Source organism: Bradyrhizobium australafricanum, assembly GCF_020329495.1.
Lineage (GTDB): Bacteria > Pseudomonadota > Alphaproteobacteria > Rhizobiales > Xanthobacteraceae > Bradyrhizobium > Bradyrhizobium australafricanum.
In genome coordinates, this window is sequence record NZ_JAGKJL010000074.1 from 15,477 (window position 1) to 37,723 (window position 22,247).

Genomic DNA, 22,247 nt, shown 5'->3' on the forward strand with positions numbered 1-22,247 from the left:
CGCCAGAGCCGTCCGCACGCGCGCTCATGTCCGAGAGCGCAATGCATATTACCGGGAGAAGCGGCAAACGCCGACGGCACCTTGGATTACCCCTTAATCGTGAGAACCGCCCCAGCATCTCTGGGGCCCGGGAGGCCGGTGCTGGAGCCGTTACCTGATTCCGGCCTGTGTTGTTGGCGGCAGGTTCACTGGATCATGCTGGCAACGAAAGTTCCGGCACCTGCATGCTTTTTACCTCTTGAACGAAAAGAGCCTCAGCTAGCCGAAGTTTCGTACTTCCCGAAACGGGTTAGCTCGTCTGGCGAGACGGCGACTTCCTAGCAATTCGATGGCCCCGTTAGGTAACCGCAAAAAGGCCCCAGCGCCAAACGCCGTTGCTGAGGCCTAGTCGTCCGATATTGCCGGGGCGCGACCCGACGGAGCTATTGCTAGCACGCCCCTGTGCGACTGCCACTTTCTCCCAAAATATGCGCAGTAGGCAAGGAACCGTCGAGAGGACAAGAGCGTCTAATTGGCGCTTCTGGTCAGCCAAGGTGCCCCCCGACTGCCTGGAAGAAAACCCGTATCTCTCGGGTTGGCGGCCCCCTGGTGGGGCCGTTTCAGTTCGCTGCGGAAAGCGAGCGGTCCTTGTCCAAAGTTGATCGCAACGATTCACATAGTTCAATGCCGAGCACTGCATCCTGCGACCTAATCGACGAGTTGGCGCTTCATTGGTGGATGGTTGCAATGGAATTTATTGGACGCCCGATGCGAGGCCGATTCCTCGTTCGGCAAGGAAGCATTGGCTGGATGGTCTACGACAGCGAACTCAAAGGGCCGGCACAGATAGAAAAAGATGGCCCCTTTGCCGAGAAGCTGACCAAGCAACAAGCCGAGTTCATAGCGCAGGCGCTGACGAACCGGATTCGCGCGAGATCGGATGATCCTGCGCAATTGCGATGCGTCAAGGCCGCTGCAAATGCAAGGTGAAAATGATCGTCCAGAGGGGACCGTTGTTCATCATCGAACTTTTAAATCCTGATGCATTTTCAGGAACAGGCAGCATCATTCTGCTCGAACTGACGGACGAAGATTCCGCGATGCGAGCCGCCCGAAAGATCGCTGCCGAGACAGGACGCTGCGTGACCGTGCGGAAAGAAGACATGCGCGTCATTGGGACTATATCCGCGCCCACGACCCATTAGATCCGTGCCGAGCCGCGAGGCCGGTCATCTAAGCCCTTGCTCCGAGAAAAATATTCAGGCCTACGCTCGATCGTGTACGAACAGCCCAGTTATTCGGAGCCGGCAATGCTTGTTTATCCGACTGGAACGCGCGGCCGCGACTGGGTCAAGAAAACCTGCGTCCAACGCGAAACGCTCACCTTCGCCGGCTTCGCGCTCGACGAGAGCGCCGGTCGCCGTCAGGATCGTGGCGATGCTCGCGCTGAACGTGGTGACAGGTAAGTGCGGTCAATGAGATTTCCTATCGTCAATCAAGTTTTGCGCGTCAGCGATCGACAACCACTTGCCGTCAATTTTGCACCAGATCTTTGCTGGTCGAAACGCGAACCAGCCAGGCGCATTGTGCGGCGGTTCGGTTAGTTCGGGCGGTAGATTGCTGGGATCAATCAACGTTTGCTTTCAAGTAAAAGAGAGATGCGTGATGGCTGCTTGCGCTCATCGCGCTATATGCTAAACGGCGCCCCTCAGTTGAAGGAGCGCCGACTTGGCTAAGAATGGAAAAACAATCCGCCGCAAATGGACGACAGAAAACGTTCGCGACCTAAAGGCGATGGCAAAGCAGAAGCAAGGTGCAGCGAAGATCGCGAAGAAGCTAAAGCGCACCAAGAGCGCAGTTATTGCGAAGGCGTTTATCCTTGGCGTGTCGCTTGAGACGGCTAATCGACAGTCATGACCACCTAAATGCATCAATCGCGTGAGCGATGAGTATGCCGACACTTACAAGAACAAGTAGTGCAATCGCTGCGTCAAACATAATGGGCCGCAGCAAAACGGGCCATCAGTGATCCGTCAAAGGATTTCCTGCAGCGAGTGAGGATCCCCGGCCCCTGATGCGTCAGCGCAACAAATTGTTAGTCTAAATCGTCCAGTTCTTCGTTCGGCGCCCAGCTGACCTTGGTAGCGTAAGCTGGGGTCATTCCCATCGATCCGAGGCACAGACGCAACAACGACGTGGCCTGGACTCCGACGTCCTCGCCCGAGGCAACCCTTTTCATGATGGAACGCCGATGACATCGCAGATTCGGTCTTAGCCGTCTGTCCAATTTCATGCTCGCACCTCCGGTGGTCTATGGTCCTCGATCAGATGATAGGAACGATCGGCTTGGCAACGGGTCGGCTGAAGGCCCCCAGCCGGTCCAGGCGCCCCCTCGACCGCTGGAAGAAAACCCGTATCGTTCGGGTTGGCGGTCCCCAGGTTGGGGCCGTTTCAATTCGCCTGGCGGCCTGAGAGCCCCAACCTCATTTAGTGAAATGACTGCCGGCCGCGATCTGCGACCCTAATCAGCGGGTTAATTTCACAGGTGGTGGTTGCAATGGAATTTATCGGACGCCCGATGCGAGGTCGGTTCCTCGTTCGGAAAGGTGGCAATGGCTGAATGGTCTACGATAGCGAACTCAAAGGACCAGCCCAGACAGAAAAAACGGGGCATTTGCCGAGAAGCTGACAAAAGAACAAGCTGAGATTCTAGCGGAGCGGCTGGCGAGTCGCAAACCCGGCTCATGATACCCGGAAGCCGCTCGAAATCCCGCCCGAGATCGCCCGGCACGCGGCCAAGATGCAGGCGTTCCGCGCTGAGTACGACCCGCTCAAGCGGGACGAGATTGCCGCAGACACCAGACACTTGCTCCTCCAGCACATGCCGAAGGGTGCCAAGCTGCGGCTGGCAGATGTCCTCGAACTGTTCGAGTTGATGCGATGAAGGACGCATTTGACCAATGGTGGGAATGGGCTCGGAAGCCGCTGAAAAGCGAGCTGGCGATCCCGGTCGAAACCTGGCTCTCCGTCTCTGAACTCTCACCCGAGGATCGGCTTGAACGTCAGAAGGTCAATGAAGCCGTGGCGCGGCACAAGGAGCCCGACGCTGATTGGGGCGGCGGGCCCGAGTCTATGAGATAACAGGCCTTACAAAATCACCAATCTGGCCGAAGGGAGTATCGATGCTTCAGTCTGCTCGTTATTACTTTGACGGGGTACTGAATTCTGTCGAGATCCGCGCCATCTAACGGTGACATCGAGTTGCGAGTGCATCGTGGCACACGCACGGGAGTCCAATGGCTCGCGAAAACTCAGAAATGCCTAGCTTCCACGCAGGGAGAGGCTGATGCGCGTAACGATGTCGTGCCAGTCGCGCTCTTCGCTCGTCGGGTAATTGATCAGCACGCAATGCACAAACCGGCCGGAGAAGTTGCAGCGGTTATACCAGATCTTGTCGCCCTTGTAGCTGGACACTGCGAATACCCGCGGTGTCACTCGCTTGTACTGAATGCGGGCGGGCGGATGCTTTTTCGCGAGGAAAGCACCGGGTGAATCATTCCCGACGTTGGCAGCGGCCTGGATCGTCAGGTCGGCGCGTCAGCGATCGGAACCGTTGCGCGTATCCATCTGGCAAGCCCGCTTCTTCCGTAAAGATCGAGGAAGGGAAGTCGACCGAGGTGCCGGTCTGCGGAATGGTATAAGTCGTCCACCTTATAGGTTGCGCCGAGACCATCGAGGCAGCCGAGGCAGCGATTGAAAAGACGATGGCGAGCGCCGTCGCTTTCATCGAAGCTCCTCCGGTTCGCGAAACTTAGTGAGAGCCTGCCGCACGTCTTCACTCGCAAGGAGAAAGCGGCAAGGCCAAGTAGGCTCCAAGAAAGCCTGATTAAAAACGCTGCCGAAGCTACTCGCCGTCCTCGACATCATCGGAATTAAGTAGCGTCAGCGCTGTCTCGAGCTGGGCGAGCAGCGCCTCCATTTCCTTGCGCTCGTTCGGTCCAGGATCATTTTCGAGTCGCTGCAGGAGCCTGCTTTCGAGTAAGCTGCTTTGCGACTGTCGACATTAGGTCTTCCTCCGTTGCCCGAACGGCAGGTTCAAGAAGGACTTGGTGCGTCGGCGGCCCTGACGCAATGCCAACTCCCGTTCAGATGGACCTGTCCCTAGCGATAAGGAATGCTAACGCGGATGCGCCCGCACCTGGACGCGCAGACCCGGGTCCAGCCGTTCGTATGTGATTTCGCCCTCGAGCTGCTGAGTGAGCAGGTGCACGATGCGGGAGCCCAGTCCGCCCGGCTCTGCTCCCTCCCGCAGGCCAATGCCATTATCGGACGCCGACAGCTCGATGCCGTCTCCTTTCGACAAAGAAACAACGACGTTTCCTGGCCTCTCGCCAGGAAAAGCATACTTCAGCGAGTTCGTGACCAATTCGTTCGTGATCATGCCGATCGCAAGCGCGTGGTTGTTCGGCAGGAGAATGTCCTCGCAGACCACCTGGAAGGCAACCGGCCCAGATGGAGCCAAGGACTGGAAGACCTTCTCAACCACGTCATTTAGGAAGTAGCGCATGTTGACCGAGCGCGAGTCCTCCTTGAGCGCAAGATGGTCGTAGACCTCCGCCATCACCTGCACCCTGCGGGCGGTGGCTTCCAGCGCAGCCGCGACCTCCGGCCCGCCGTGCCTTGCCTCCAGCCGGATCATGCCGCCAAGGATTGCGAGATTGTTTTTCGTCCGGTGCGCCATCTCCTGCAGCAGCAAGGTCTTGGTCTTGTCCGCCTGCATGACGCGTCGGAGTTCCGCGCGCTGAAATTCGGCGACGATGGCTGTCCCGGCGGCGGTGATCGCGAACAGTGCATTCGTCGCGAGGAAATCGATGCCGAAGCCACCTGCGTAGCTGAGGTAGGCGCCCACGCCGATAGCGATGAAGGCCGCGAATATTCCAGAGCCGCGATCGAAGATCAGGCCCGAGAGAAAAACGCCGGGCAATAGCAGGAAATATCCAGGCGCCCCGGTCTGAGTCTGCAGCGCCGTCTGCAGCACGGCGCACACCACCATGATGCAGGCGGAGATGCCGTACCGGACCGGGCTTGGAAGCCGGTGCTCCAGAACCAGGGGGTAAAGCCTGTTCATTGGATCCCAACCGCGGGCTTGCCGTTCAGTTGCTCATGCACAGTGTTCCCACCGTCGCTGCATCATCGCAAGCCGAATCGGACCTTGCGGATCTTCAGACTTTCTGGCTGTTCAGGCCTTAGATGTCTCGCTGCCGCCTCGCGGGCCAATCGTTCCGCCTTCAGGCACTCCCGGTTCGCATGGAACGCCTGCTGGGCGCGTTCATACTCGACACCGCCACTTTGGCATCCGCGTCACTAAAGACCTTTCGAGCTTCTCCTTCGGTCGGGGTCGGCATTCTCCGCTCCGATATGCGATTGCTCATTGCTCATTGCCTCCGAGGGTCCTCGCCCAATAATGTGCATCAGGACCGCCAACCCTGATGGGCAGGCTTTCTCCCGGCGAAGCCTTAGGGGGAGTGCGCCGGGGGGAAGTGATTCGACGCGCGGTAAGCCCGTTCGTTCCATGGGGCCCGTGACACAGGCAGACTTCCCCTGCGGCCTGAGCTTTTCACTGGGGCCTCATTCGCGGCCTTCTTGCCTTGATCGGCATCATTTCCTTCTGCCCGCTTGATGCCTTGCGCGGCTTCTTGGCGAGGTTGGGCCCCGATCGCCAGTGCCCTCACGGCATAGCCACCATCTGCGGGCTCGATCGAAGGATCGGAAGCTCACAATGATCCCGGTTCAACCCGGCGAGAGGCCGGTATCGAGTAGCTGCGAGACGGCCGCAGCCAATTGCGCGGGCGTAAAGGGCTTCTCGATTAGGACGCTGCCATCGACACTCTGCGATTTCCAGTCTGGCGCGCTGGCGCTCGTCATGTAGATGACAGGAAAGCCAGGCGTGATTTCCCTGATCTGCCGCGCCAGCTCCCATCCGCTGATGCCGCTACCCAGGTTGACGTCCGTCAGCAACGCCCGACACCCCTCTCGCCCATCGCGAAAGGTGGATAGGGCCACCTCCCCCGAATGGACCGAGCAAGCCTCGAAACCGCCGTCGCACAAGGCGTCCTCGATGAAGCTGCAGATCAGAGCTTCATCGTCCACGACCAGAACGCGAATTGCAGCACTCACTTTTAAGTCTCCATCGGGACCAAGGCGGAAAGGCGGGTGGGTCTCGCGTAACGGCAGGGTCGTGGCCCCGAGTGCCGCCTCAAGCCACCGGCACACCGTAATAGGCATTCACCGCCCGCGTGGTCGCGGGGTCACTCCAGTTCCAACTGCTCTCATCGGCATATTTGGGAGCGCCGCGGAGCTGGTCGTGGGTGATGCCGGTGACGTAGCCGCCAAGGTTGGTGTCGTATTTCAGTGCCTGCCACGGCAGCGGATAGTGATCATCACCGACGCCGAGCAGACCGCCGAAGCTCAGCACCGCGTAGGATACCTTGCCGCTGATCTTGTCGATCATGACGCGTTCGATGTAGCCGGCCTTTTCGCCGTCGGCCCCGTACACGTTGGTGCCCTCGACCTTGTCACTTCCGATCAAGCTGAACGTCTCGCGATCTTCCATGGCCATGTTGACCTCCTGAAGTTTGTCTTCAGAAGTCAACCGGACGACCATGGCTCCGTTCCTTGGCTGAAGCCTCGGTGCCGTCGTTCTCGCCCTCTGGCAGCATTCGGCCGGGACGCGACCGCAACGCCTACCCCCGGGTCTAGGATTCCTGCCACAGCGGAACGACGCACGGCGCGCCGCTCCCACCTTGCGATTGTGGGCCGGTGCGCAGCACGGTGATGAAAGTCTTCGAATTCCCCGAAGCGCCGGCAGTACGGCGGCCCGTGGCGGAGTCAGAAAGCCTTCGCCCGCGCCCGCTCCCGGACGGGTCGACGCCGCTGACGCCGTTGGGTCCAGCCCTCCCGGATTAAGCCAGGAAGCGGAGGTCTGGGCGCTGCAGGCGAAGACTCGGCCCGGGGTGCCTCGCTTCGCAGCTCTACGTCGGAAGGCCGGGCTTCCATGAGCTCCAGCACCGCGCGGCCTTTCTCTGTGATGCGCCAACCGCCGTTCACGCTCCACCAGTCCTTACGAGAAGATGTCGAGATCCGGCATGCGTGCGGCCAAGCGCTTCGTCCGCTCGCCCCAGTCCCGTCCGCTCGTCGCAAGGACCGCCAGGTCGCGCTTGAGGTCCGGCATGACGGCGAATCCGTCGGGATAGCTCACCAGGATCTTCAGAACCGCGACCTGGAAGTTCACGCCACCCGCTCCCGCCCGCTATCGCCACATCGTCGGCGCGCCGTGAAGAGCCTCGCGGCCGACCTGCCTCAGCCGCTCGGGCGAGGTGTCGCCATTCGTCGCGGCTTCCAAAATACTTAAAGCTACGTGGGTGCGTGCGCCGGTCTCATAGCGCGACACGTCTTCGCAGACCTCGTCGAGGACGATACGCAGAAGCGCGGTCATTGCCGGATCGAACATGAGGCCCCCAAAGGAAAAAGATTGTAACGCAATCACAATCACATGGGCGCCAAATTCAAAAGTGTTTAGCGCCCCAATATCCAGCAAAGTCTACACTCGAGATCCGGCTCGGCAAGCTCAGAAAGTGGCCGCACCGCAGTGCGGATTGAACCTGCCTTCGGTCAAGCTGTTGCGCGGGCCCCGGCGCCGAGGCATTGCGGACAACCAGCAACCAATGCCTGGTTTTCCCGTTGTCGAGCCGGGAAAGAAACGAGAAAGGAATGATCCGATGAGGAAGTTTGCAATGGTGGGGCGACCGGAGGCGTGATCGCCGGCGCGGTCATCGGAGAGCTTGCTTCCTCGGCGTATGCCTGGGAACCGGGTCCGGGCTACTATGACTACGGTCCAGGGTACTATGGCGCCGGGTACTAAGACGGACCATACGCCAACGACGACGGATACGATGCTCCGTAATCACGTGCCGAGATCTTTGGTTTCGGCGATGACCCACACACCGCCCTCGGGCCCATTCGCACTTTTGACGATACGGCCGATATCGTTCGCGCCGATCTCGAGCTGCGCCGTGGCGCGTGCCCTATCCGATGGGTTCTTTGACAAGCAGATCGATGGGCGGATCGATGATCCCGCAGCGGGCTGGAAAGGCTGTTCGGGTGGCTTCCGGCAACCGCACATCGTTTCATATCGAGGCTATCGACGCGCCACATCCGGGAGCGACGGACGCCACGCTATCGAGCCCCCTGGTGGTCCAGTTCCAGCTTCGTCCGGACGCGCTGGCCCACTAATCCGCTGGTGACGTGCACACGCCCGAGTTCGCGTACTGTCCACTTTTCAAGGTATCGAATGAAGGCAGCCGCAGAATCATTTTCCCAAGGTGCAGTTTTCTCATACGAGACCTTATCCCCGAGGCGGAAGGCTGTGACCCACTGCCGCGCCTCGAACCGGTTCAAGGGGACCTCGTTGCAACGCAGCTCGCCTTTCGACGATGGCATGGTTCAACAGTTCAAGCACCAGGCCAAAGGCTGCCAGCTCTTCTTCTTCGATGGCGGCATCATCGTAACTTTCGAGCGTTTCCGCGATGATTGCGTCAACCTCGCGCTGCAGGGCTAGCAGTTCCTGGTTGGTTTCCGCGGTCCGCGCGCTGGAAACCATGGCCAGGAGCCTGTTGCGATGGCTGGTGTTTTCCTCCCTTTCGTCCCGATTCAAATAGCGACGCAACCAGGCGCCGGCCGAACCGATCGCGGAGAGGAGCAGGAGAGCGAACCAGAAGTAGTCGCCGTATCTGTCAAGAAAGCTGCGTTCGTTACCTTCGATGACGGCCGCCGCTCCCCGGTGCACGGGCAGCTCGGCATCTTTCTCGGTGTCAGGCTTGGTAATGTGTGCAGCCCCCGGCACTTGTCTGGCAATCGCCTGACGGACAGCGAATAATTGCCGGAAAAAGGCCGCCACCGTCGCTTCAGACAATGTCTTTCGCGCCACGATCAGATGGCTGACGCTGACCGTCTCAACCTTGTCATCAGGCCAAGCCGGATCGGCATTGAAGACGCCGGGCGGAATTTCCTCGGATTCAAACCGCGGGTGCTTCAGGGCGATGGCTTCCGATGTCTCGATCGCGAGAAACTTCGGCGCGCCTCGCACGCGGGTCGTTGCAGCGATGGCGTCGGAGGTGATTTTGCTATCGAGGGGACCGACCGCCATGAATGCATCGAGGGTCGGGTCGCGTGCCAGCTCCTCGATGTGGTCCGTTCCAAAGTGCATAATCGCGACCTTGTCCGCCTGCACGCCGGAGGCGCTAAGGATAACCCGCAGGAAAGCAGCATTCGCCGGGGTCCGCCCGATTACGCCGACACGATGCCCTGCGAGATCGGCGATCTCCTTGATTTTCGGCGCGTGCTTTCTTTTGGAGGCCTTGCCCGCAAGTCCGGAAGGCGCCCACAGCACAACGAAGTTCTTACGCAGCGTGGCGACGGTCTGCGCGTCGGCGGGCATATCCAGGTCGCCGCGACCGACCGCAAGGTCGGCCTTTCCAGCACGAAGCAACGCGAGGGATTCGACCGCCCCGTCGGCTTTGATCGGGGACAGCTTGACAGTTCTGCTTTCGCTGGAGAAGGCATCGGCCATCGCCTCAACTACTTTGTGATCATCGCTTCCGGGAGGTCCAACTGCGATCCGGAGAACTTCCGGCCGCAGCGCATAATACAGTGCGCCCGCTGCGGCGCCAAAGACTAGAAATCCAACGGCCAGGACAAGCAGCAATGAATTGCTCCTTCTCCGCCGTCGGCGGGCAGCGTCATTGGTTTTATCTGTATCGCTTGGCGAGGACATGTGCCGCTGCCAGCCAGAGATCAAAGCGCGTCCTGCTTCCTAGGATATCTGCCGCGAGCGCTTGGTGGAAGAGCGAGTGATGAACAACTAGGCAAACCACGACACGCGCCGTCTTTCTTCGCCTGCAGCGGCGGAATCCTGGGTGCCGAGCAACTTCAGCGCAGTCTCGATTTTGGCGAGGAGCGAGCGCCTGGATTTCGGCTCGCTCGTTCGGGCCGAGACCGGCTTCGAGCCGCGCCGGTAATTGCTCTTTCTGTCCCAGGAGCTTCGCAATAGCAGACATCTCATCACCGCGAAAACGTAATCGACGGCGAAAGGGCCGCTCAGAGAGCGGCCCCATTTCTAGTTCACCAGCTCCGGGTGCCGAAGCTGAAACCGATGCTTGGGCCACCGCCGTAGTAGCCGTAGCCGCGATCGTAGTAGCCTGGACCATTGTAATAGCCGTAGCTGCGGCGGACCACGTAGCCGTCGTCTCCGCCGTAGTAGCGTTGGACATAGCGGGGACCGCGGGTCCGGTAGCAGCGGCCATACTCGTTACAGACAAGACGGACTTGCTCGATGCCCGCAGCCTCAGTCGACGCGATGGCTGCAGGTGCAAGAGGTGCCGCACTCGCAGACGACGCCATCAAGGTCGCGGCGAGAGCTCCAAGCGCGATGTTCTTCATGGATATTCTCCTTCCTTGGCGAGATCAGTCGATCTCTTCGATGATGCGACGTTCATGGGGTTCGACGATGTAGGTCCGGCTGTCCCGGTTGATGTACCGGTACTCGCGAAGGGTCGGAGCATCCCGATAGACCTCTTCGGGAAACGCTTCGATCTCCACGCCTTCCGGCACGCGCTCTCCGGTGCGGATCTCGGTACGAACCGAGCTGCCGGTGGTGGTGCGACGCTCGCGCTCGACCGGCCGCGCTTTGGCGTGCTTGCGGATGACCTCGCGGTCCTTGTCGCTGAAGGTCGTCTTGCGCTGTTCGGTGCGCGCCGGCGCGGCCGCCGTGGAGCGGCCCGAGTACGGCAGGACCGCGACGATCTTGTAGCTGGAGGGCTCCACGATCACGATCTCGTCCCTCACCAGCACGAAGTTGTAGCCCCGGTACTGGGGCACGATCTCGACGACCTCCGCAGGCAGCGGCTGCAGATGTACATCGCGCGGCACGGCCGTGCCGATCGACAACGAGAAATTCACGTTGTTGAGCGGTTGCACATTCAGGTGTGAAATCGACGTGCTGATCCGGGTCTGCTGCTGATTGTTGATGTTCACGGACGCGTTCACGTTCGTGCTCGACGAGCGATTGGCCGTGTTCTGCTGGCTGTTCGGCTGCTGGGCCGTGGTGGTCGGATTGCTACCCGTCGGAGACTGAGCCTGATTGGTGCCCGAAGCCGGTGGGTTCGCGCTCTGTGTCTGATTGTTCGCAGGCGGATTGGTCTGCGCCTGGTTCGAAGGCGGATTAGTCTGGTTGGAGGGCTGGCTCGTCTGCGCCTGGTTGGTAGAGTTGTTCGACGTGGGCGCCTGCGTGGTGTTGGTGCCCGTACCGGAGTTGGACGTTTGGCCTGCAGCGCTCTGGCCGGTCGCTGGCGGAGGCTGCGTCTGCGCCGCATTCGTCGAAGGGTTGGTCTGCGCGGATCCCGGAGCGGAGTTGGACGACGGTGTCGACGTCGAAGAGGACGGCGGCGTCGACGTGGAATCCTGTTGACGCTGCGTAGCCGACGGATTGGAGCTCGACGTGCTCGGAGAAGATTGTGCGAGAGCCGAAGTCGCGAGCGCAACTGCGGCGGTCGTAGCCAACAATAAACGCTTGTTCATCTGAAATCCTCCTAATTGGTCGCCGAACAACACCGGACGAAGGGCCAGGTTCCAGAACGGGAAGTTTCGGCAAATCGGCTGAGACGGCGCCGGCGGAAATTCTTCTCGCCGCGAGAAATCAGTCTCGCGACATGAGCGGTGTGCCTTCCGACTGCCGGGAAGAAACGGAACTTCGCGCCCGCCTGCCCGTTGGCAGTGACTACTTAGAAGCCATTGGAGGAGTCAATGAAGAAGCTGATCGTGTGCGGCGGCCTCGCCGCCTTCGCCCTCGGCACCCAGGCCGCCAGCGCCGCCGAGTTCTACATCGTTCGTGATGCAACGACCAAAAAGTGCACCGTTGTCGACACCAAGCCGACGACGACCACGACGACGGTCGTGGGCGACGGCGTCTACAAGACCAAGACGGAAGCCGAGTCCGCCGTGAAGACCACCAAGGTCTGCACCGAACAGTAAACGGCCATCGCAGGGCCGAGCCGGCCTCGCGAAAACGTTCTGAAGGCCATTGGAGGAGAAAATGCTTGTACTGACTTTATGGGCCGTTCCCCCGTGCTCGTTGTTGGCGGCGTCGGCTATTGGATAGTTCACATGCACTGAGCGAACGGTCCGCATGAAAGGCTCGCCCGCAAACCGGGCGAGTTTTTTTGGACCATTGGGCCCGGCAGAAAAAAGGGCCCAGCGGGGGCCCTTTTTCCGTGAGTTCTCGCCGCACTAATTATAGTCCGAGTATTTGAACTGCGGGAGCGCCTTCAATTGCTCCTTGTTGCCGCTCATGACCGCGTGGTCCGGGACCCAATCGTTCGCGTTGCGGTTCGTCGTATTCGTCGAAGCCGCGCCCGTGGTGGTGTCGCGCGAGTTGGTCGACGTGCTGCTCGAGCTGGTCCGGACCGGCTCTTCGACGAACTTCAGCTTGTCCATCGAGACGGCGATGTCGTGCTCGCCCATGCCCAGAAAGCCGCCGATACCGATCACCACCGCGTTGATCTTGCCGCTCTTGTCGACGAGCAGCTCGTTGATGTCTCCGAGCTTCTCGTTGGCCTCGTTATAGACGTTCAGGCCTATCAGCTTCGAAGCGCGCCAATTTCCCTTGAGCGCCATCTTCGTATCGGCCGGCTGGGCCGTGACCGCCGGCGCGGCGCGATCGGCGGGCTGGGTGGATTGCGCGAACGCGCCGCCGCCGATCACGGCAGTGCCAAGCAGAGCGACGGCAAGAAAGCTTTTCATCGATTATCTCCTCCAACGTGAGCCGCACCCGTTCAAGATGCCGGGCCCCAACGCCCGCGATTGCCACTTGTTCCTGATCGCTCCTTTCAGTCGAAACGGGGCGCAAAGGATTCTACCCATGCTTGATGGGGGTCAGGATCCGGTCCACTAACGATGTTCGGTGCTCACGAGCCGGACGACAATTCCCTTGCCTTGGGAGTGAAGGCAAAGCTGCCAAACCTCATTCGAACAGTCTTCCGCTTGCTTTGCGGAGTCGCCGGCCTGCTCCTCCGGCTGTGGAGGAGGCACTTCGTCCGCAAGGGCCGGCCGTCGCGAGAAGAACAAAAGCCGCCGTGCAAAGAATGGTTTTCATGCGAGCCTCCTGATCGGCGACTCAACGAAGAGACTCCGAAGCCGTGCCGACTTCCGGGCGCGATATGGTTGACCCCGTCTCGAATCCTTCGCGTCCTCCGCGGCCGAGCAGCTCGCGATATCGGCGTTCGTACTCCTTCACCATCCGACTTGCGGCGAAGCGCTCCTCGAACCGGGCGCGGACCACTCTTCTGTCCAGCCGGCCCAGTTCGTTCACTGCCCTGATCGCCTGCTCCTCGTTATCCACGATAAAGCCGGTGACGCCGTCTTCCACCACTTCGGGCACCGAGCCGGCTCGGTAGGCAATCACAGGTGTCCCGCACGCCATCGCTTCGATCATGACGAGCCCGAACGGCTCCGGCCACGCGATCGGAAACAGCAACGCGGCGGCCCCGGCGAGGAACGGCTGCTTCCCGATTTCGTCCACTTCGCCGACAAGTTGGATCTCCCCGCCATCGATGTTCGGCTCGAGCTTCTTCTTGAAGTAGGCCGTCTCCGCGCGCGGTATCTTGGCCGCTATCCGCAGCGGCGTCCGCGCGGCGCGTGCGATGCGTATGGCGGCCTCCGGTCCCTTGTCCGCCGTCAGCCGCCCGAGGAAGGCCAGGTACGAACCACGTTCGCAGCACGGCCTAAACAGATCATTGGGCAGCCCATGCTGGATCGTCGCGATCCAGTTCGCATCCGGAAGTGGTCGACGCTGGTCGTCGGAAATCGCGACGAAGGCCGCGTTTGGGAAAGCCCCGATCACATCGGACAGCCCGGGAAGGTCGAGCCGGCCGTGCATTGTCGTCAGGAACGGCACGCCGGTCCGGCTTAGCACCGGAAGAGGCAACCAGTCGACGTGGGAGTGGATCACGTCGAAATCGCCCGCGCGATCGGCGATGGCTTCGATCAGCAGCGCGCATGCGGCGTTCGGATCCGTTCCCCTTCGCCCCAGGCGCAGCGCACGCGGCCAGACAGGATGGAGCTTTCCCTTTGTCTTCGAATCCCCGCTCGCGAACAGGGTGACGTCGTGTCCGAGCTCGACCAGTTCGTCGACAAGCCAGGCGATCACGCGCTCCGTGCCGCCATAGAGCTTCGGCGGAACGCTCTCGGCCAATGGAGCAAGCTGGGCGATCCGCATGTTAGGCCCCGACCACGGACTGCACGGCAATCACAACGACCGCGGAGCTGAGGTATGAAATCGCTAGCAGCGTCCAACTGGGCTTTGTGCTTTCGCAGACCATCCGCGCGACGAACATCTTCACGCCCGTCAACCTTCGTCTTCGGGAGGCTGGTGCAAGTAGGCTATCCCGAAGCTGGCGAGATCTTCGGCATCGCTCTCTCGCTCTTCCCGTCTCCTGTGCAAATAGCGCTCGAGCAGGCAGCGGCGGCTGTCGTGAACGTCAACGTCAGGGTGCGCCGCCCGGTACACGATCCAGGCCGTCTCTGCCGCCCTTCTCACCGTGACTTCGTCGACCATCCTCACGCTCCAAGCGACCGCATCCAGTCGCTGCCAACTCAGCGCGATGGCAAAAGTTTCCAATTTTCTCCGAATCTTCGACCTTTGGTGGAGAAGCGCTCGAAAGGCCGATCAGAAAGCTTTCGCCCGCGCGTGATCGCGGATCCGATTCAGCGCGATGATCTGGCCATCATGGCCCCTAAGCACGGCTCCGCAAAAGCCGGTCGACGGCGCGAACAGTGTCATAGACGGTGGATTTCTTGTGACGAAGGCACGCAGCTAGCGCGTCGATTCTCCGCCGCAGGTGATCAACCAGCCGCTTCGCACCGACAGTCATGCAGCCCCCAAGGCACTTGGACACTTCGAGTTGAGAACAGAGGCGCCGTCAATTGCGTCCCTCGTGTTCGGCGGAGTAAAACGCTGCGGAGACCTCGAGCGATGCCAGAAGATATGGCGCCGTCAAAACTCCTGCGTAAAAAGTAGCGCGAGACGATCGGCTTAATCAGCTTGACGGTCGCTCGGGTCGCCGGACGGCATTGACCGTCGGCGGGTTGATCATCGCGACCATACGAACATTGTTTCCGGTGGCCATCAGTCGGCGAGCGGCTTCGAACGCCACCATGGCGCCCTTGCATTTGCCGCCCAAAAGGAAAGGACCGCTGGCTTGCCGCTCCAGGATAAGCGGAAGGCGAACCAAGGAGCTGGCGCGCGCCCGGGCGGTGACCACGATCCTTGCCACCCGAGCGGCCGAGAAGCGCGCCGCAGGCGAAGGCTAAGCTATCGCATACTAGGCGAGTGTCGTGCCGATCAGGAGCCGCGCCGAGGCGGACGCTGTCGATTCGCGGCTGCCGCATGCGACGGGTTTCATCAGCCGGCCGCCACCCGCGCCGGCGGCAGCCGCCCGCATGTTGCCGATTTTTCCCGACATCAGGAACGAACCGGTTTCTGCCACGTTCACCGTCCGAGGCAAAACACGGAGTGGCTGAGATGGGCGCTGGCGGTCAGGTCGCATGCATGTCGGTGGTGGCATTGTTCTCGCTTGCACTGATCGTGACATCGAGCCTGTTCGTGCAATCGAGGGCGGCAAAGAGTCCGGCGATGCTCGCCGCGCAGCAGGTGCGCGCTCCATTTTAGCGCTGGCAATCCGCCTCAGCTCGGTCAGACTCGGCAACCATTGCGGTGTGAGGCAGTGCAGCCGGCTGATTGCTTGATCAAAATCCCTTGCGCGTCAAAGGCGCGGTCGGCGCGCTTTCCTGCTCGCCGCGACCCGGCACAATAATTAGCTCCGGCGCAGCCGGGGAACCGCGCCGGAGCCTTTGGGGAAGTTGATTGTGCTCGTTTAAGCAGATCATCAACTGCCGCCGAGGCAAACCGTTCCCAACCATTTGCATATTTTTCCCGACCAAAAAGGACGGCAGCAAAACCGGATGTTGGCGCAGCGGCAATGGTTCCGACCTGAGGAGATATGAAATGAGACGGCTCGGCAAGACGGCCGCAGCGCCATCCTTGGCGCCGGCTTCCTGGCCGTGTCCGCGATCAGCGCATCGGCGGCGATCGCGTGCGCTGGGCGGATGTGCGGGCACACCCATGAGATCTATGATTATCCGCGTGAATGCCGCGTCGTGGTTCACGACAATTGGCGCTGGGGCCGCGCGAGCTTCCTCGAGCACGAAAAACGCGGGCTATTTGGCGCGGCCGTACCTGGGTGACCTGGTGAGCGTACCGACGACGTGATGGGGCCGCCGCGGGCGGCTTCATGTTTCAGCCCATGCGATCGGCGAGGAACGTTTGCCATTTTCTCCCGTTAATCGGCGCCGGTGCCGATATGCGGTCCGGGATTGCGGTGAAGGTTGTTGATGCCTCTGGTCCGGTACTTTCTGTTCACAGGCGCGACGCTGCTCGGCCTGCTGCTTCTCACCGACTGGTATTTTTCAGCCCCGGCGCCAGTCACCGTCGCTCGCAACGACATCAATCGCACAATCATCCGCATTCGCTCGCAGCACAAATGGCCGGAGGCGATACGCATGGACACCAGCACCCCGCTCCCTGCCGCCGCGCCTGCCCCCACAGCTTCGGCGGCTGTCGCGGCGCCGGTCCCCGCTGCGCCGCCCGCGACGGTTGCGCAGGTTGATGCGTCGCGGGCAGCTCCGCCGACGCGCCCCGAGCGCAGCGCGCGACACGCAAAGCCCACCCGGCAGGCGCAGCGCGAGAGACGCCAGCGACTTGCACAGCGCGGTCAGCGCTTCGCGAGCTATCGCGAGCCGGGATGGCAGGGCTGGTCGTTCCCGAACTGGTGAGCCGTGAAGCTCTTGCTTGAAGATTGCCGCTACCGGTGCGTTCGTCGCTTCGATTTGGCCTGATGAATGCCGCCTGGCGTACGACAATGAAGAATTGTCCGCGTCACTGCACGCGACCAGTTCAATTTATGCAAGGATCAGCCAAGTTCCATTTCGACGGCGATCCGTACCAGGTCTGAGTGGTTCTTCGCGCCGAGCTTCTGCTTGAGCAGCGACGTGGCATTGGCGACAGTCTTGTAGGAGATGCCTAGCGCTGATGCGACTTCGACGATCTTGTCGCCGCGGCCGAGCAACCGCAAGATCTCCAGCTCCCGCGCCGACATCTGCGAGGCGGGGCTGGCCTTGATCGCGGCGCCGGCGAACGCGATCGCCTCCGCGAGATGCGGCGAAATGAACCGCTCGCCTGCCGCGACCTTGCGCACCGCCTTGACGAACAGGCGCGGATCGTCGCTCTTGGAGACATAGCCTTGCGCCCCCATCTCCACCGCTCGCACCACGAAAGCGGGATCGTCGTTCATGCTGAACATGATGATCCGAGCGACCGGGTCGTCTTTCCGTATCCTGCGCAGCAGCTCGAATCCGGAGACATCGGGAAGCTTGATGTCGATCACGGTTACGTCCGGCCGCTTCTGGGTAAAGGCGCGCAGGCCGGCCTTGGCATCGGCGGCCTCCTCGATCTTCACTGTCTTATCGGAAGCAAACAGGGACCGGCAGCCCGACACCACCACCGGGTGATCGTCGACGATCAACACTCTCATGGACGATTTGGACGTATCGTGCATCATTCTCTCCCCTGCCTTTGATAGAACTTCGCGCGGAAATTGAAAGAGAAGAATCGCTGAACGGAGCCCGACGTGGCAAGACTCTGGAACAGATTCTGGAACCACCTCTCACTTCGTGCCCGGCTGTTGCTGCCGATGGCCGCGATGGTGGTCGGCGCCTTGCTGCTCGGCGGCCTCGCCCTGCAGATCGTCTCCCCCGAGCAGTTCGAGAATGAGAACGCCCAGGCCGCGCGCTCCGCCGAGCTGGTGGCCAATGCGCTGAATGCCGCGCTCGCAGTCGCCGGCAATCCGCCGCAAACCCTCGACGCATTCGCGGACAAGCTCGGGAGGTCCGAGACCATCGCATTCGTGCTGCCTGGAACGCGGCCGCAGCGCAGCGCGGCGGACCGCCACCACGGCAACATTCCCGCGTGGTTCACTGCCCTGCTCGAGGTTCCGGAGCTCGGCTCCACGCATCCGATCAGGATCGGAGCGACGCATGTCGGGGACATCGTCTTCAGTCCCGATCTGTCGCCGGACATCGAGGAGAAATGGGCAGGCTTCGTTGCGATCGTCTCGTCGAGCTCGGCGCTGATGCTGCTCGCCGCGCTGAGCGCCTATTTCACGACCGGCGCGGCGCTTCGGCCGCTGGCTCAACTCGGCGCCGGACTGACCCGGATGCGAAACGGCGATTATGATGCCGCCATTCCGCAGGCCGGCCCTCCGGAGATCCGCAAGAGCTGTGCGGAAGCCAATCAGCTTGCAGTGACGCTGAGGCGGCTTAGCCAAGACAATCGGAACCTGCTGCGCAAGATCGTCGCCGTGCAGGACGAGGAGCGCCGCGAGCTCGCCCGGGAGCTACATGACGAGATGGGCCCGCTTCTGTTCGCGATCCGCGCCAACGCTACCGCGCTGTCGGATCCCGAGGCGGAGGGCCCGCCCGAGCCGGGTTCGCCGGCGCATGGCATCCTCAGCGCAGCCGAAGCCTTGCAACAGGCGAACAGGCGCGTCCTGGAGGGACTGAGCCCGCTTTATGTCGCGGATCTTGGATTAGCCGCAAGCGTACAGACGTTGCTGCGAAACGCCCGATCCCAAGCGCCCGGCCTCCGCGTGACATCCCGGCTCGACGATCGCCTGGATGAGCTCGATGCCCTGCTCTCGCAAACCGCGTACCGCGTTATCCAGGAGGGAGTGACTAATGCGCTCCGGCACGCTCACGCGACCACGATGGGCGTCGCGGCGACCGTCAACGGCGATCAAATCCAGCTCGAGATTTCGGACGACGGCATTGGCCTGCCGCCGGACCTGAACTTTGGGAGAGGCCTGACCGGCATGCACGAACGGGTGCGCGCGCTCGACGGAACGCTGCAGCTGGTGCGCGAGCAAGGCCAGACCATCGTGCGTTGCCGGATTCCACTCCAGAACCATGTTGCGCGATGAGGACGCGTCATCACCGCGAGGACGGGGTGCACCGCATATGCGAAATCTTGCCAAGGGCATCGAATACAAACACAATCCGAACCCGTTTGCCTTCATAGCTTAGATAATCCACCAGCCCGTCGTCCTGCGGCGTGATCTCCTCGAGCCCGAAGGCGCCGCCGAGGCCACCGTGGACAGCTTCGGCCACCCTCTTTCCGGTGCCACCGAGTACGTGACGCGAAGTTGGAGGTGAGGACAGGGATCGAACCTGCCATCGTGCGTTTCGTGAGCCCTCAGTTGTGCAATTGCCTAGTCGGGAATGACGAAGTCGCTCTCGCATCACCGTGGCGGCGGCGCCACATTCCCCTTGCCACCGCGGCCAGAACGTTGCGAAGTAACGCGCGGGGCACAGCCGGGAGATTGCGATGGACGATCGAGCGGTACGCACGGCGCTGCAGCGCCACTGGGAGGCGTCAGATGCGAGCGATTTCGAGCGCGAGCATGAGATCTACGCCACGGATGCGGTGCTCGATTATCCGCAGTCGGGTGAGCGGATCCGTGGCCGGCGCAGCATTCAGGAAAGCCGCACGGTCCAGCCGAATAAGAAGCGATTCACGATCCATCGCATGATCGGCGGCGGCGATCTCTGGATCACAGAGTACCTCCTCACCTATGACGACAAACCGTCCTACGTGGTGAGCATCATGGAATTCCGCGACGGGCTGGTTGCCCACGAAACGCAATATTTCGCTGAGGGGTTTGCCTCCTCGCCCTCACGGGCCCATCTCGTCGAGCGCGTCGGCACAATGTAGCTCCGATGGCCCCGGCTAGCTCGGCGAAGCTCGACATCCTTCGCAAGGGTGAGACGAAGACGCGCCAGGCAAGGAACCATCGAGAGGAGATCAGCGTCTAATTAGCGCTTCTGGTCAGCCAAAGTGCCCCCCGACTGCCAGAGGAAAACCCGTATCGTTCGGATTGGCGGCCCCCCTGTGGTTGGGGCCGCTTTCAGTGCGCCGCGGAAGCCAAGTTATTTGATCGACCTAGCTTGCTTCTCGTTGATCTCGGCGTTGAGCAGCTCGCCGACAATGCGCTGAGGTTCGTGCTGCCGCTTGACGGCAGTTGCCATGATCTCGTCGAAGGCAGCCTTCATGCCGTAGAGCTTGAGTTCGCCCATGAGGTCGAAGATTTGGGTTCGTTCCATCAGATGGTCCTCCGGAGATTGTCGTAGCGGGCACAATCGGCGATCGGTGCATGACGGAGCGTCAGTGCGGCCGGTGTCATAATGTTGGCCGGTGGGGCGGGTTCACGTTGACGGGCCAGGATGTTGAGCACGACATCGGCGGAATGGACGCCATGACCGAGCGCTTCGGCACAGGCGGTTCCACCGCCGGCAGACCGTCAGTCAGCACCGCGTTGAGGATGTCGACCATCTGCCGATTGCCATCATCGGTGCCGGCAAGCCTGCGCCGGATCCGCTCGATTGCGGCCGGCAGCACCCAGTCCTTGAAGGGAGCGCCGTTGCGCAAGGCGCCGGGTTTGCGAGCCAGCACCGGCACATAGTGCCAGGGATCGTAGGTCGTCTCGCCGCGGCCGAAGGATCGTGGGCGCTCTGCAACGATTCTTCCATCCTGACGGATCACGATGCGATCGGCATAGGCTTGGACCTCGACCGGGCGCCCGACCGCGCTGGCCGCGACCGAGTACTTGTTGTTGTCGAAGCGCACCAGGCAGGCTTCGAACACTTCCCAGATCGTCTGATCGACCAGCTCTGGATGGCGATAAGCCTTGGCGTAGGCGATGCATTCGTCGAGCAGCCAGGCGTTTAACTCGTCGAGGTTTTGAACCGTAGCCGCGGCGTGAAGAAGCGTTCCCTGACCAGCCCGACCTGGTTCTCGACCTGCCCCTTCTCCCAGCCCGACGCTGGCGTGCAGGCGACCGGATCAACCAGATAGTGGCTGCACATCTGCAGGAAGCGGCGATTGTAGAGATGAGGAAAACCGGTCGGCAACCGGCTTCAAATACCTGCTTGCGTTGAGGAAGAAAGCGAAATGCGAAATTTTCTCGCACACGAGCTTAAACGCGCGACAGTTACCAGCGTTCCGCTTCGCTGGTGGCGCTACTCGGCCCGAAGTCGCTGGGAACCGCTAGGCCCCTCCGCTTGTGCCGCGCCGCAAAGCCAATGGCCCCGACGCTTTCACGCCGGGGCCATTAGATCATCTGGCGAGGGTACATCCGCCGCGCCTTCCGATCAAACACATCACCGACTACACCATCCGATCTTGAGCATTATATGACAACGGCGCGGACATTGAGATGATCAAATTCAGCGCGAAACCGGCTCGCCGCCATTCGCGTTTGCGCCAATCAGCCCGCCGCCGATGCTCAACCGCCAACGCATTGCGCGCAGCCACGTCCCGACAATCTCATCGATCCCGGCGCCGCATAAACGTTATTCCGCCTATTAAAGCACTTTAGCATGAACCTGGACCACGCCACGATCCGTAATGCCCAAGCTGCGCGCGGCGCCAAGTGAAAGGTCGAGGACGCGATCGCGAACCCTTGGTCCGCGGTCGGTGATTCGAACCACCACAGATTTCCTGCTTGTAAGATCAGTGACGCGAACTCTCGTGCCGAACGACAGGCTGCGATGCGCTGCTGTCAGCGCATCCCGATTGAACCGAGAACCGCTGGCTGTTTTTCCTTTCGGGTATGAGTAGAACGAGGCTTTTCCGGAAAACACTCGATTGAAAGATCGAGTCCCAGAGCGAACCTCCGTCTCACTTGTCGGCTCTTGTCCGCTCGGTGGTTGCACTTGCGGCTCATCCTTCTTTGTCTGGTCAGGTCTCTCAGGAGCGGGCTCTGCATGAGCCTTTGGAATGACAGACCACCTGTCGTCGAAGGACTGCGCGACAGCAGGGGTAGCCTGAATTGCGATCAACGTCGGGACTGTTGCAATCGCGATCATTCCAGAAAGCGGACGCATGATCGGCCTCACTCAACAATCTAAATAACAACAGATCAATGCAAACCTATGAAGTGCGTTCCTGCACACGCAGGGAGCACCGGAAATTGAGTGCATACCGATACTTCCGAATTGTGACGCGCTGCAGCAAGCATGTTTTTGCCGCAGCGCGTCACGTTGAC

The 22,247-nt window shown here is 61.1% G+C and carries 26 protein-coding genes and 4 pseudogenes; 10 read left to right on the plus strand and 20 right to left on the minus strand.

The features are described 5' to 3' along the window. Positions 1 to 627 precede the first annotated feature (627 nt). From J6525_RS39365 to J6525_RS39380, 4 genes are all read left to right on the plus strand, one after another. Positions 628 to 969, plus strand: a complete 342-nt coding sequence (locus J6525_RS39365) for a hypothetical protein (protein WP_225648668.1) — start codon at positions 628 to 630, stop codon at positions 967 to 969. 23 nt (positions 970 to 992) lie between these two features. Further along, the gene (locus J6525_RS39370; RefSeq protein ID WP_225648670.1) at positions 993 to 1,184 is read left to right on the plus strand and encodes a hypothetical protein; all 192 of its coding nucleotides are present in this window, start codon (positions 993 to 995) and stop codon (positions 1,182 to 1,184) included. 105 nt (positions 1,185 to 1,289) lie between these two features. Then, positions 1,290 to 1,445 (plus strand): hypothetical protein, encoded by a 156-nt coding sequence (locus tag J6525_RS47925; RefSeq protein WP_225648684.1) that lies wholly within the window; start codon positions 1,290 to 1,292, stop codon positions 1,443 to 1,445. A 262-nt stretch (positions 1,446 to 1,707) separates the two neighbouring features. After that, positions 1,708 to 1,896 carry a hypothetical protein gene (locus tag J6525_RS39380; RefSeq protein WP_225648671.1) on the plus strand — a complete coding sequence of 63 codons (189 nt, stop codon included), beginning with the start codon at positions 1,708 to 1,710 and terminating at the stop codon, positions 1,894 to 1,896. A 622-nt stretch (positions 1,897 to 2,518) separates the two neighbouring features. On the opposite strand, the gene J6525_RS39385 is transcribed toward J6525_RS39380, so the two are convergent. Next, the gene (locus J6525_RS39385) at positions 2,519 to 2,932 is read right to left on the minus strand and encodes a hypothetical protein (protein ID WP_176937150.1); all 414 of its coding nucleotides are present in this window, start codon (positions 2,930 to 2,932) and stop codon (positions 2,519 to 2,521) included. Here J6525_RS39385 and J6525_RS39390 point away from each other — a divergent pair. Then, on the plus strand, positions 2,920 to 3,120 hold the full coding sequence (locus J6525_RS39390; protein ID WP_092088794.1) for a hypothetical protein: 201 nt from the start codon (positions 2,920 to 2,922) through the stop codon (positions 3,118 to 3,120). The two genes, J6525_RS39385 and J6525_RS39390, sit on opposite strands and share 13 nt — an antisense overlap. 180 nt (positions 3,121 to 3,300) lie before the next feature. Here J6525_RS39390 and J6525_RS39395 read toward each other — a convergent pair. From J6525_RS39395 to J6525_RS39440, 9 genes and pseudogenes are all read right to left on the minus strand, one after another. Next, positions 3,301 to 3,766 (minus strand): annotated as a pseudogene (locus tag J6525_RS39395) (hypothetical protein). Between the two features lie 390 nt (positions 3,767 to 4,156). Further along, complete coding sequence (locus J6525_RS39400) at positions 4,157 to 5,107, minus strand: sensor histidine kinase (protein WP_225648672.1); 951 nt, start codon at positions 5,105 to 5,107, stop codon at positions 4,157 to 4,159. 662 nt (positions 5,108 to 5,769) lie between these two features. Further along, positions 5,770 to 6,156 (minus strand): response regulator, encoded by a 387-nt coding sequence (locus J6525_RS39410; RefSeq protein ID WP_076826395.1) that lies wholly within the window; start codon positions 6,154 to 6,156, stop codon positions 5,770 to 5,772. Between the two features lie 79 nt (positions 6,157 to 6,235). Continuing rightward, positions 6,236 to 6,598 carry a PRC-barrel domain-containing protein gene (locus tag J6525_RS39415; protein WP_225648673.1) on the minus strand — a complete coding sequence of 121 codons (363 nt, stop codon included), beginning with the start codon at positions 6,596 to 6,598 and terminating at the stop codon, positions 6,236 to 6,238. A 269-nt stretch (positions 6,599 to 6,867) separates the two neighbouring features. Next, positions 6,868 to 7,270, minus strand: a pseudogene (locus tag J6525_RS39420) (hypothetical protein). 18 nt (positions 7,271 to 7,288) lie between these two features. Beyond that, positions 7,289 to 7,489: a hypothetical protein gene (locus J6525_RS39425; RefSeq protein WP_057017201.1), complete on the minus strand. Its 201-nt coding sequence runs from the start codon at positions 7,487 to 7,489 to the stop codon at positions 7,289 to 7,291. 894 nt (positions 7,490 to 8,383) lie between these two features. After that, the gene (locus J6525_RS39430) at positions 8,384 to 9,811 is read right to left on the minus strand and encodes a TAXI family TRAP transporter solute-binding subunit (RefSeq protein WP_225648676.1); all 1,428 of its coding nucleotides are present in this window, start codon (positions 9,809 to 9,811) and stop codon (positions 8,384 to 8,386) included. A gap of 347 nt (positions 9,812 to 10,158) precedes the next feature. After that, entirely contained in the window at positions 10,159 to 10,476 is a 318-nt protein-coding gene (locus J6525_RS39435) for a hypothetical protein (protein WP_057017199.1), read from the minus strand. A gap of 24 nt (positions 10,477 to 10,500) precedes the next feature. Beyond that, positions 10,501 to 11,613 (minus strand): DUF1236 domain-containing protein, encoded by a 1,113-nt coding sequence (locus J6525_RS39440; protein ID WP_092088800.1) that lies wholly within the window; start codon positions 11,611 to 11,613, stop codon positions 10,501 to 10,503. Between the two features lie 225 nt (positions 11,614 to 11,838). On the opposite strand from J6525_RS39440, the gene J6525_RS39445 reads away from it, so the two are divergent. Beyond that, positions 11,839 to 12,066, plus strand: a complete 228-nt coding sequence (locus tag J6525_RS39445; RefSeq protein WP_057017197.1) for a hypothetical protein — start codon at positions 11,839 to 11,841, stop codon at positions 12,064 to 12,066. A 255-nt stretch (positions 12,067 to 12,321) separates the two neighbouring features. On the opposite strand, the gene J6525_RS39450 is transcribed toward J6525_RS39445, so the two are convergent. From J6525_RS39450 to J6525_RS39470, 5 genes are all read right to left on the minus strand, one after another. Beyond that, positions 12,322 to 12,834: a PRC-barrel domain-containing protein gene (locus tag J6525_RS39450; protein ID WP_225648677.1), complete on the minus strand. Its 513-nt coding sequence runs from the start codon at positions 12,832 to 12,834 to the stop codon at positions 12,322 to 12,324. A 373-nt stretch (positions 12,835 to 13,207) separates the two neighbouring features. Continuing rightward, entirely contained in the window at positions 13,208 to 14,308 is a 1,101-nt protein-coding gene (locus J6525_RS39455; protein WP_225648678.1) for a glycosyltransferase family 4 protein, read from the minus strand. A 129-nt stretch (positions 14,309 to 14,437) separates the two neighbouring features. Continuing rightward, positions 14,438 to 14,647 (minus strand): hypothetical protein, encoded by a 210-nt coding sequence (locus J6525_RS39460; protein ID WP_092088827.1) that lies wholly within the window; start codon positions 14,645 to 14,647, stop codon positions 14,438 to 14,440. Between the two features lie 481 nt (positions 14,648 to 15,128). Then, positions 15,129 to 15,365, minus strand: coding sequence for a thioesterase domain-containing protein (locus tag J6525_RS47115; RefSeq protein ID WP_312010042.1), 237 nt, complete (start codon positions 15,363 to 15,365; stop codon positions 15,129 to 15,131). Positions 15,366 to 15,413: 48 nt separating this feature from the next. Then, on the minus strand, positions 15,414 to 15,578 hold the full coding sequence (locus tag J6525_RS39470; protein WP_176937151.1) for a hypothetical protein: 165 nt from the start codon (positions 15,576 to 15,578) through the stop codon (positions 15,414 to 15,416). Between the two features lie 35 nt (positions 15,579 to 15,613). Here J6525_RS39470 and J6525_RS39475 point away from each other — a divergent pair, with 35 nt between their 5' ends. Together J6525_RS39475 and J6525_RS39480 are read left to right on the plus strand one after the other, a co-directional pair. Continuing rightward, positions 15,614 to 15,760, plus strand: coding sequence for a hypothetical protein (locus J6525_RS39475; protein WP_225648680.1), 147 nt, complete (start codon positions 15,614 to 15,616; stop codon positions 15,758 to 15,760). Between the two features lie 722 nt (positions 15,761 to 16,482). Next, on the plus strand, positions 16,483 to 16,923 hold the full coding sequence (locus J6525_RS39480) for a hypothetical protein (RefSeq protein ID WP_092088806.1): 441 nt from the start codon (positions 16,483 to 16,485) through the stop codon (positions 16,921 to 16,923). A gap of 137 nt (positions 16,924 to 17,060) precedes the next feature. Here J6525_RS39480 and J6525_RS39485 read toward each other — a convergent pair whose 3' ends face one another. Then, the gene (locus J6525_RS39485) at positions 17,061 to 17,705 is read right to left on the minus strand and encodes a response regulator transcription factor (protein WP_092088829.1); all 645 of its coding nucleotides are present in this window, start codon (positions 17,703 to 17,705) and stop codon (positions 17,061 to 17,063) included. Between the two features lie 72 nt (positions 17,706 to 17,777). Here J6525_RS39485 and J6525_RS39490 point away from each other — a divergent pair, with 72 nt between their 5' ends. Continuing rightward, complete coding sequence (locus J6525_RS39490) at positions 17,778 to 19,124, plus strand: ATP-binding protein (protein ID WP_312010043.1); 1,347 nt, start codon at positions 17,778 to 17,780, stop codon at positions 19,122 to 19,124. A 10-nt stretch (positions 19,125 to 19,134) separates the two neighbouring features. On the opposite strand, the gene J6525_RS39495 is transcribed toward J6525_RS39490, so the two are convergent. Further along, complete coding sequence (locus tag J6525_RS39495; RefSeq protein ID WP_225648681.1) at positions 19,135 to 19,311, minus strand: hypothetical protein; 177 nt, start codon at positions 19,309 to 19,311, stop codon at positions 19,135 to 19,137. A gap of 217 nt (positions 19,312 to 19,528) precedes the next feature. On the opposite strand from J6525_RS39495, the gene J6525_RS39500 reads away from it, so the two are divergent. Then, positions 19,529 to 19,915 (plus strand): nuclear transport factor 2 family protein, encoded by a 387-nt coding sequence (locus J6525_RS39500; RefSeq protein WP_225648682.1) that lies wholly within the window; start codon positions 19,529 to 19,531, stop codon positions 19,913 to 19,915. Positions 19,916 to 20,133: 218 nt separating this feature from the next. On the opposite strand, the pseudogene J6525_RS39505 reads toward J6525_RS39500, so the two are convergent. The 3 genes and pseudogenes from J6525_RS39505 to J6525_RS47700 form a co-directional block, all read right to left on the minus strand. Further along, positions 20,134 to 20,304: pseudogene (locus tag J6525_RS39505) on the minus strand (IS21-like element helper ATPase IstB); the annotation flags it as partial. An 8-nt stretch (positions 20,305 to 20,312) separates the two neighbouring features. After that, a pseudogene (locus tag J6525_RS39510) lies at positions 20,313 to 21,102 on the minus strand (Mu transposase domain-containing protein); the annotation flags it as partial. 462 nt (positions 21,103 to 21,564) lie between these two features. After that, a complete protein-coding gene (locus J6525_RS47700) occupies positions 21,565 to 22,086 on the minus strand; it encodes a septal ring lytic transglycosylase RlpA family protein (RefSeq protein WP_376708626.1) in 522 nt (173 codons plus the stop codon). Positions 22,087 to 22,247: the final 161 nt, after the last annotated feature.

Coding starts and splice junctions, on each gene's coding strand:
- J6525_RS39475 (WP_225648680.1), top strand. CDS start 15,614: ATGGGCGCTGGCGGTCAGGTCGCATGCATGTCGGTGGTGGCATTGTTC.
- J6525_RS39455 (WP_225648678.1), bottom strand. CDS start 14,308: ATGCGGATCGCCCAGCTTGCTCCATTGGCCGAGAGCGTTCCGCCGAAG.
- J6525_RS39485 (WP_092088829.1), bottom strand. CDS start 17,705: ATGCACGATACGTCCAAATCGTCCATGAGAGTGTTGATCGTCGACGAT.
- J6525_RS39440 (WP_092088800.1), bottom strand. CDS start 11,613: ATGAACAAGCGTTTATTGTTGGCTACGACCGCCGCAGTTGCGCTCGCG.
- J6525_RS39430 (WP_225648676.1), bottom strand. CDS start 9,811: ATGTCCTCGCCAAGCGATACAGATAAAACCAATGACGCTGCCCGCCGA.
- J6525_RS39480 (WP_092088806.1), top strand. CDS start 16,483: ATGCCTCTGGTCCGGTACTTTCTGTTCACAGGCGCGACGCTGCTCGGC.
- J6525_RS39445 (WP_057017197.1), top strand. CDS start 11,839: ATGAAGAAGCTGATCGTGTGCGGCGGCCTCGCCGCCTTCGCCCTCGGC.
- J6525_RS39385 (WP_176937150.1), bottom strand. CDS start 2,932: ATGCGTCCTTCATCGCATCAACTCGAACAGTTCGAGGACATCTGCCAG.
- J6525_RS39400 (WP_225648672.1), bottom strand. CDS start 5,107: ATGAACAGGCTTTACCCCCTGGTTCTGGAGCACCGGCTTCCAAGCCCG.
- J6525_RS47925 (WP_225648684.1), top strand. CDS start 1,290: ATGCTTGTTTATCCGACTGGAACGCGCGGCCGCGACTGGGTCAAGAAA.
- J6525_RS39415 (WP_225648673.1), bottom strand. CDS start 6,598: ATGGCCATGGAAGATCGCGAGACGTTCAGCTTGATCGGAAGTGACAAG.
- J6525_RS39500 (WP_225648682.1), top strand. CDS start 19,529: ATGGACGATCGAGCGGTACGCACGGCGCTGCAGCGCCACTGGGAGGCG.
- J6525_RS47700 (WP_376708626.1), bottom strand. CDS start 22,086: ATGCGTCCGCTTTCTGGAATGATCGCGATTGCAACAGTCCCGACGTTG.
- J6525_RS39460 (WP_092088827.1), bottom strand. CDS start 14,647: ATGGTCGACGAAGTCACGGTGAGAAGGGCGGCAGAGACGGCCTGGATC.
- J6525_RS39390 (WP_092088794.1), top strand. CDS start 2,920: ATGAAGGACGCATTTGACCAATGGTGGGAATGGGCTCGGAAGCCGCTG.
- J6525_RS39450 (WP_225648677.1), bottom strand. CDS start 12,834: ATGAAAAGCTTTCTTGCCGTCGCTCTGCTTGGCACTGCCGTGATCGGC.
- J6525_RS39425 (WP_057017201.1), bottom strand. CDS start 7,489: ATGTTCGATCCGGCAATGACCGCGCTTCTGCGTATCGTCCTCGACGAG.
- J6525_RS39435 (WP_057017199.1), bottom strand. CDS start 10,476: ATGAAGAACATCGCGCTTGGAGCTCTCGCCGCGACCTTGATGGCGTCG.